General features: G+C 67.2%; 6 protein-coding genes. 3 read left to right on the top strand and 3 right to left on the bottom strand.

What is annotated here, in order from left to right; translation table 11 throughout:
- Nucleotides 1-143: 143 nt before the first annotated feature.
- The 3 genes from ABGA94_RS01865 to ABGA94_RS01875 form a co-directional block, all read right to left on the bottom strand.
- Nucleotides 144-1,793: a phosphoethanolamine transferase gene (locus ABGA94_RS01865; RefSeq protein ID WP_065179478.1), complete on the bottom strand. Its 1,650-nt coding sequence runs from the start codon at nt 1,791-1,793 to the stop codon at nt 144-146.
- Nucleotides 1,790-2,557, bottom strand: a complete 768-nt coding sequence (locus tag ABGA94_RS01870; RefSeq protein WP_375366220.1) for a phosphatase PAP2 family protein — start codon at nt 2,555-2,557, stop codon at nt 1,790-1,792. Before ABGA94_RS01870 ends, ABGA94_RS01865 begins: the two co-directional genes overlap by 4 nt.
- 112 nt (nt 2,558-2,669) lie before the next feature.
- Nucleotides 2,670-4,373, bottom strand: coding sequence for a glycosyltransferase family 39 protein (locus tag ABGA94_RS01875; protein WP_164263787.1), 1,704 nt, complete (start codon nt 4,371-4,373; stop codon nt 2,670-2,672).
- A 130-nt stretch (nt 4,374-4,503) separates the two neighbouring features.
- Here ABGA94_RS01875 and ABGA94_RS01880 point away from each other — a divergent pair, with 130 nt between their 5' ends.
- From ABGA94_RS01880 to ABGA94_RS01890, 3 genes are all read left to right on the top strand, one after another.
- Complete coding sequence (locus ABGA94_RS01880) at nt 4,504-5,217, top strand: response regulator transcription factor (protein WP_005418278.1); 714 nt, start codon at nt 4,504-4,506, stop codon at nt 5,215-5,217.
- Entirely contained in the window at nt 5,204-6,490 is a 1,287-nt protein-coding gene (locus tag ABGA94_RS01885; protein ID WP_005418277.1) for a HAMP domain-containing sensor histidine kinase, read from the top strand. Before ABGA94_RS01880 ends, ABGA94_RS01885 begins: the two co-directional genes overlap by 14 nt.
- A gap of 120 nt (nt 6,491-6,610) precedes the next feature.
- The gene (locus ABGA94_RS01890) at nt 6,611-7,861 is read left to right on the top strand and encodes a DUF819 domain-containing protein (RefSeq protein ID WP_005418276.1); all 1,251 of its coding nucleotides are present in this window, start codon (nt 6,611-6,613) and stop codon (nt 7,859-7,861) included.
- Nucleotides 7,862-7,906 lie beyond the last annotated feature (45 nt).

Here is a 7,906-nt window from a genome sequence, read left to right on the forward strand (position 1 = left end):
CCCCCCCCCCCCCCCCCCCCCCCCCCCCCCCCCCCCCCCCCCCCCCCCCCCCCCCCACCCCTCAGGAAACCCGCTTCTGCTGTTGCTTCGGCCGTTGCCGTTGCCCCTGCAGGTGCAGGGCTGCAAGCCCTGCCGAACAACCCTCAACCTTCGCAGTTGGCGAACACGTCGCGGTCGCGCTCGTACAGCGCCGTCTTCACCTGCATCAGGCCCAGCACCGACGGGAACAGGTTGTCGTGGTCGGTATACGCCGCCGAACGCTTGCGCACGCACTGCAGATCCAACCCACGGCTGCTGGCGAAGCCCGGCGAGAACCACATCGTCATCGGTACGCGGGTCTGCTCGGCCGGTGCGATCGCATACGGCACGCCATGCAGGAACAGGCCCTTCTCGCCCAGCGATTCACCATGGTCGGACAGGTAGATCATCGCCGTGTCGTAATCCTGCATGCCCTGCAGGGTACCAATGGTCTTGCTCAGGAAATGATCGGTGTACAACACCGCGTTGTCATAGCTGTTGGTGATCTCGTCGCGCGAGCAACGGCCGATGTCACGGGTGTCGCAGGTTGGCTTGAAGCGGGCAAAGGCGGGCGGGTAGCGCTCGAAGTAGGCCGGGCCGTGGTTGCCCAGCTGGTGCAGCACCACCACCCGGTCGCCGGGCTTGGCCCGCACCTGGGTGGCCAGGTCCTGCAGCAGGATCTCGTCCATGCAGCGACCATCCGCGCACAGGCCGGGTGTAGTGGCGTCGGACAATGACTGGAAGTCCAGGCCCTCGCACACGCCCTTGCAGCCGGACTGGTTGTCACGCCACAGCGGCGCGATGCCGGCGCGATTCAGTACGTGCAGCAGCGACTGGTGCGCACGGATCTTCTTCTCGTCGTAGTCGTGGCGGCCCCACGGCGAGAACAGGCACGGCAGCGAGACCTCCGTGCTGGTGCCGCATGAGTGCATGTCCGGGAAATTGATCACGCTGGCCTGGGCCAGTTCCGGAGTGGTGTTGCGGCCACCGTTGAGGCCCCAGTTCTGCGCACGGACGGTCTCGCCCATGACGATCACCAGCAGGCGCGGCTTGCTGGCCGGGGCGCGTGGCGTGGCCTTGGCGTCGGTGCCGATCGGCAGCTTCGGTGCGCGCTGCACCGGGTTGTCGCCACGCAGCGCACGCGGCATGCCCAGCAGCACGTTGGCCGGGGTGGCGAGGTAACGCACTTCGCGCTGGTTGCGCATCAGTGCCGAAACATCCTGGAACGAGATCAACGCGCCGCCGACGGCGGTCACCGCGGCCACCGCCAGGAACCCCAGTCGCCACAGCAGGCTGCGGCCCCAGCTGCGGCGACGCAGCTGCACGCGCCACAACACCGCCATCGGCAACACCGCCAGCAACAGTACCGGCCACAGCAGCGACACGGTCATCAGCTCGCGGCTTTCCTTGGGGTCGGTCGCCAGCACGTTGCGCAGCATGTCCGCATCCAGGTAGATGTGGTAGCGGCTCATGTAGTGCGCGGCGAATGCGGTCACCAGCAGCAACAGGCTGATCACCACCTTGGCGTTCCAGCGCCAGACCAGGATGCCCAGCAGCACGCCGTGAGCGCCCAGCAGCAACAGCAGCAGCGAAAGCGCGTAGCGCAGGCTGCCTGGATGGCTGGCCATCGCGCTGTGCCAGAACAGGCCATTCCCGGCTACCGCGAAGAACAGGCTGGTCAGCGCGATCAGCGCTTCGGTGGACAGCTGCGGCCGCCAGTGGCGCAGACCCGCAAGGGCGGGGAGGCGGGCGGGCCATTGGACCGATGCACTCATGCGTTTGCCTCCTGGCGGTTGGGACGGTCCCGCTGACGGCGTGTCAGGACGCGTTTGACGATCAGATACAGGCCGAGCGAAAGCAGCCAGCAGATCAATGCGGTGGCGACGTCATGCGAGAGGAAGTGCGCGCCGCGCAGCTGCTGGCTGATGCCGAACACCAGACCGGTGCCAAGACCGATCCACAACCCGGCCCAGCGCCATGAAGGGCGCCACAGCAGGGCAAAAAAGTAAAGGGACAACCATGCATAACCCGCGCTGGCGTGGCCCGCCGGGAAGCAGGCCTGCGCGGCCATGCCTGCGGGGCGCGCCGTGAAAAGCCCGATGAAAGGCTGGTGGCCACCGTAGCGGAGCAGATCCCACGGGCATTCCATCGGCACCAGCGACTTCAGCAGGGAGATCACGCCGGTGCCCAGCGCCAGGGCAAGTACGACATAAAGCAGCGCCCACCGCAGGGTGTGATCGCGTCCTTTACGCCAGTGATGGAAGCACAGCAGGAGCACGACCAGCGCCGCCGCAGTGCTCAACCATTTACCGGCCTTGTGCACGACGCTGCGGGTGATCCAGGCGTCCTGCAATGCCCAATGGCCGCCCTCAAGACGGAACAGGTGGTCGGCCACCCACTGGTCGCCGCCGAACCCCATCAGCAGCGCAAACACGGGCAGACCGATTGCGACAGGCAGCCAAAAGTGAGTTACGGCGAATCTTGACGCCAGTGGCGATGTCGCAGGCGGCGCGATCGAATCAAGGGGACGAACGGGCATGCTGAGGGAAGGCGGGTTCGGGAATCCGCAGTCATGCTCGTCACCTGCATGTCGGAGAAGGGTCGGACGCTCGTTCGCGCCGGGTTAATGCTTGCCCGGCACGAGTCAACGTTCAGTCTTCTTCGGCGGTCGAGCCGGCCCGTTCGGCGTGGCATTGCGGGTCCCAGGCCGTACCGGGAAGCAGTTGCCAACGATTCCTGTTGGCCATGCCGATGTCGATCACCTTGGCCGGATCCACGCAGGGGCTCATTGCCTCGTCCAGCACCAGCAGCCAGCGCTTGTCCGGCGCCTCGGCCACCCACGGGCCGGCATCGTGCCATTGCTCGGCCCAGGGCCGCTTGAAGCCGAACTCGCGTACCGGGCGGTCAGCCTGCAGCAGGTTCTGCTCGCGCCAGGCGACCAGCGCCAGTTCGGCGTCCGGACCGATCCGTGCGCCGACGCGGCGCATCAGCGCCGATGCCGATGCGTAGGGATCCAGTGCCGGAATCAGCACCAGGCCGTAGAGCATCCACAGCATGCCGTGGGTCAACAGCACCAGTGTCGTGGCGCGGCGCACCCGCAACCAGACGATCAGCGTGGCCAGGGCGATGGCGAAGGTCAGCAGGCCATCGCCGAGCACCGGCAGCAGCGTATCGGGCATTGCCCGGCGCTCAAGCTGCGCAAGGGCCCAGGGGTGCTCGGTCATCAGCATCACGCCGAGCACGCCGGTGGCCAGCATCAGCACCACGCTGTAGCCGAACAGATAGCGGCGCACGCACAGCCGGCGCAGCAAGCCGGGCAACAACGGCGCAACCGCCAGTGCCATCGCAGGCAGCATCGGCAGCACATAGACCTCGCGCTTGCCCGGGCTGGCGCTGAAGAACACCAGCACCAGCAGCGCCCAGCCCAGCAGCAGCCACTGCCGGCGGTCGCCCCGGCGGATGCGGCGCCACCACGGCTTGAACAGCAGCGGCAGCAGCAGGCTGCCCGGCAGCCATAGGGTCAGGATCACCTGCAGGTAGTACCAGGCCGGTTGGCGATGGTGCCAGGCGTTGGCATAGCGGGTACCGGTCTGCTTGAATAACAGTTCATGCGCGTAGGCCTGCAGTTCGGCGCTGGGCGTGTGCAGCAGCGCCCAGCCCAGCGGGGCAAGCCACACCGACACGCCCAGCAGGAAGGCCGGGATCAGCCACAGCAGCGTTGCCGGGTGGGGGCCGTCCACGCTGCGACCGCGGCGACGCTGGTACAGCCACCAGCCGAACCACGGCAGGACCATCAGCAGCGGCAGGAAACCCACGCCTTTGGTCACCGTGCCGAGGCCAGCGGCGAACCCCGCCAGCCACAAGGCAGCCAGGTTGCGGCGTTCGCACAGGTGGCGCATCAAGCCCCACAGGGCCACCGTGGTCATGCCGACCAGCACCATGTCGATCTGCGCGCGCTTGGCCATCAGGCCAAACTGCAGGGTGCAGAACAGCGCCGCCAGGGCGTACAGGGAATGCCGCGGTGACCACAGTCGGCGTGCCAGATCCGACACCAACCACAGGCTGAGCAGGGCGCCCAGCAGCGACGGCAGCAGGAACGACCACTGCCAGCTGCCGACGATCTCGTAGGCCGCCGCCTGCAGCCACATGAAGACCGGCGGCTTCTCCGCATACAGCTCCACGCCCCGGTGCGGCAGCAGCCATTGCCCGCTTTCGACCATGGTGCGGGCCGCCAGCACGAAGCGCGGCTCGTCCGGTGGCTGCGGCTGCCGAAGGCCGATCCCCGCTGCCAGCGCAGCAACGATCAACAGCCACAACAGGGGCAGGCGCCAACGGCGGGGCAGGGCTACGGGCACGGCAGGCTCCGGGAGCAAAACGGCCATTCTGAGGTGGCGGGGGTTGGAAAAGCGTCAGAGGAGGCCGGGGCGACCGCATTCCGACATGCGCAGCGCTACCATGGTACGAACTTCCGTGGATGTTTCGTGCATGCGTCTGTTGGTGATCGAGGACAACCGCCAGCTGGTGGCCAACCTGTTCGACTACTTCGAGTCGCGCGGGCATGTGCTCGACGTGGCCCCGGACGGCATCACCGGCCTGCACCTGGCCGGCAGCCACCCCTACGACGCGGTGATCCTGGACTGGATGCTGCCACGCATGGAGGGGCCGGAGGTGCTGCGTCGCCTGCGCGCCGAGCACGCTTCGGAGGTGCCGGTGATCATGCTGACCGCGCGCGACGAGCTGCCGGACAAGATCACCGGATTCCGCGCAGGTGCCGACGACTACCTGACCAAGCCGTTCGCCCTGCCCGAGCTGGAAGTTCGGCTGGAGGCGCTGCTGCTGCGTGCGCAGGGCCGAAACCCGCGCAAGCGCCTGCAGGTGGGCGACCTGGTGCTGGACCTGGCGACCCTCGAAGCCCAGCGGGGGGGGCAGGTACTCCACCTGTACCCGGCCTGCCGCAAGCTGCTGGAGGTGCTGATGCGTGCCAGCCCCGGTGCGGTCACCCGCCAACAGCTGGAGTTCGCCCTGTGGGGCGATGAGCCACCGGATGGTGACCTGCTGCGCTCGCATGTCTACGAGCTGCGCCGCAGCGTCGACGGTCCGTTTGCCGACAAGCTGATCCACACCCTGCCGCGGGTTGGTTACCGTCTTGCGGTGACCGCGGCCGCCGGTGCAGGCAAGGATGATGATGAAGGCGCGTAGGCCGGGCCCGCTGTACCGGCGCGTGGTGTGGTGGTTGCTGGGCTACCTGGCCCTGCTGTCGATCGCCGTGTTCAGCGTCGGCAACTACGTGCACGAACACGCCGAACATGCCGCCTGGCGCGCGCTGCTCAATTCCGAACTGGACAGCATCGTCGAGCACGTCGAGCATGAGCCGCACTATCGCTGGCAGGATTCGGACACGCTCAGCCTGTACCGCTTCGATGCAGTCAACCTGCCTGACAGCCTGCGTACGCTGCATCCGGGCCTTCACGACGGCGTGATGATCAAAGGCCGGGAGACGGCGGTGATGGTGCGCGAGACCCGGTCGATGGGACGTGTCGCGCTGGCGCTGGACATCTCCGACTTCCATGATCTGGAGCAGTTCGCCACGCGCTGGGTGATGCTGGCCGGGGTGATCATGATCTTCGTCACCGTGCTGATGGCGTCCTTCGGTATGGAACGCATGGTGCGCCCGTTGAGCCTGCTGGCCCAGCACATCGGCGCATTGCGGCCGGGCGTTCAGGGCCAGCGCATCGAGGTCGACCCGCGCGGCAGTTCCGAGCTGCACACCATCGCCGATGCGCTGAACGACTACCTGGACCGCAACGAGCAGTTCGTCGAGCGTGAGCGGGTCTTCATCAGTACCGCCAGCCACGAACTGCGCACGCCGATCGCAGTGATGACCGGTGCAGCCGAGCTGGCGCTGGAGCAACCGGGCTTGCCCGAACGTGCCCGCCAGCAGATGCAGCGGGTCCTGCGCACGGCACAGAGCGTGGAGCAGCTGATCGAGCTGCTGCTGGTGCTGGCGCGTGATCCTGCGCGCCTGGCCGCGCGTGCCGAGCGCATCGCACTGGACCAGCTGCTGCCGGAGATCGTCGACGACCATCGACACCTGCTCGGCGACAAGGACCTGAGCATCGGTATCCAGGCCGCGCCGGTGGATATCGTCGCGCCGCTGGCGGTGGTGCAGGCGGCGATCGGCAACCTGCTGCGCAATGCCATCGAAAACAGCGGCCGCGGCCATATCGAGCTGCAGCTGAGTTCGTCGGCGGTACTGACGCTGCAGGACCCCGGGCATGGGATGAGCCCGGAGGAGATCGCGGCGATCCACGCGCGCATGGCCCGCGGTGAGCGTGCCGATCGAGGCAGTGGCATCGGCCTGGACCTGATCGCGCGGCTGTGCGAGCACCTGGGCTGGACGCTGCAGTTGCAGCCCTGCCAACCGCGCGGGACGCGTGTCACCCTGGACTTCGGCGCTTCGCGCCCCGCCTGATCGGACGGCCGACCTGCTCCGCGCTGCGGCATGACCCGGCGTGAAGACAGTGTTAATCTCGACCTGCGCCGCTTCATGCGGCGCTTTTTTTTCCCGCTCTTTCGATCGACAGAGGATCCCATGCCGACCGAACCCGCTACTGCCCTGATCAGCAACGATATCGTTGGACTGGGCCTGATTGCCGCCACCCTGGCCCTGATCTTCTGGGCCGCCAGTGGTCCGACCCCGCTGTTGAAGAAGATCTTCGCCTGGGTGCCGGCACTGCTGCTGTGCTATTTCATCCCCGCCATCTACAACACCGCCGGTGTCATCGATGGCCACAACACCTCGCTGTACAACCCGGTCGCGCGTGACGTGCTGCTGCCGGCCGCGCTGGTCCTGCTGACGCTGTCGATCGACCTCAAGGGCGTGATCAAGCTGGGGCCGAAGCTGTTGCTTGTGTTCTGTGCCGGTACCGCTGGCATCATGCTCGGTGCGATCGTCTCCTTCCAGCTGATGAAGCTGATCCATCCGGAAACGGTGGCCGGTGATACCTGGGCCGGCATGGCCGCACTGGCCGGCAGCTGGATCGGTGGCGGTGCCAACATGGTCGCCATGCGTGAGGTGTTCGGCACCGACGCCACCACCTTCGGCCAGTTCGCCGTGGTCGACGTGGCCTGCGCCAGCCTGTGGATGGCGATCCTGCTGTTCCTGGCCAACCGCGCGCAGCAGATCGACACCCGCAACGGGGCCGATACGCGCGCCATCGACGAGATGAAGGCACGCATCAGCGCCTACGAGGCACAGAACGCGCGCATTCCCAGCATGACCGACCTGATGGTGATCGTCGGCGTGGCACTGGGTGGCGTCGGCCTGGCCCACGCCATCGCCGCACCGCTGTCGGGCTGGTTCAAGGCCAACGTCAGCTGGGCCAGCCAGTTCAGCCTGGACAGCCAGTTCGTGTGGGTGATCCTGCTGTCCACGGCGATGGGCCTGGGCCTGAGCTTCACCCGTGCGCGCCGGCTGGAAGCCGCAGGCGCTTCGCGGTTGGGCACGGTGTTCCTGTACTTCCTGATCGCCTGCATCGGCATGCAGATGAACCTGCTGTCGCTGCTGGATCGGCCGTGGCTGTTCCTGCTCGGCGCGATCTGGATGGCCACGCATGTGCTGGTGCTGTGGGTGGTGGCCAAGCTGCTGCGCGCGCCGCTGTTCTTCTTCGCGATAGGTTCGCAGGGCAACATCGGGGCGGCCGCCTCGGCACCCGTGGTAGCCGCGGCCTTCCATCCGACGCTGGCGCCGGTGGGGGTGCTGCTGGGTACGGTGGGCTATGCCACCGGTACCGGGTTGGCTTATGTCACCGGCCTGATCCTGAAGTGGATGGCCGGCGCCTGAGTTCTGACCGGACGATCCTGTTGCGGGTTCGCGGCGTGCGCCGCG

It is taken from the genome of Stenotrophomonas sp. 3diitr2024 (genome assembly GCF_042136455.1).
Classification (GTDB): Bacteria; Pseudomonadota; Gammaproteobacteria; order Xanthomonadales; family Xanthomonadaceae; genus Stenotrophomonas; species Stenotrophomonas sepilia.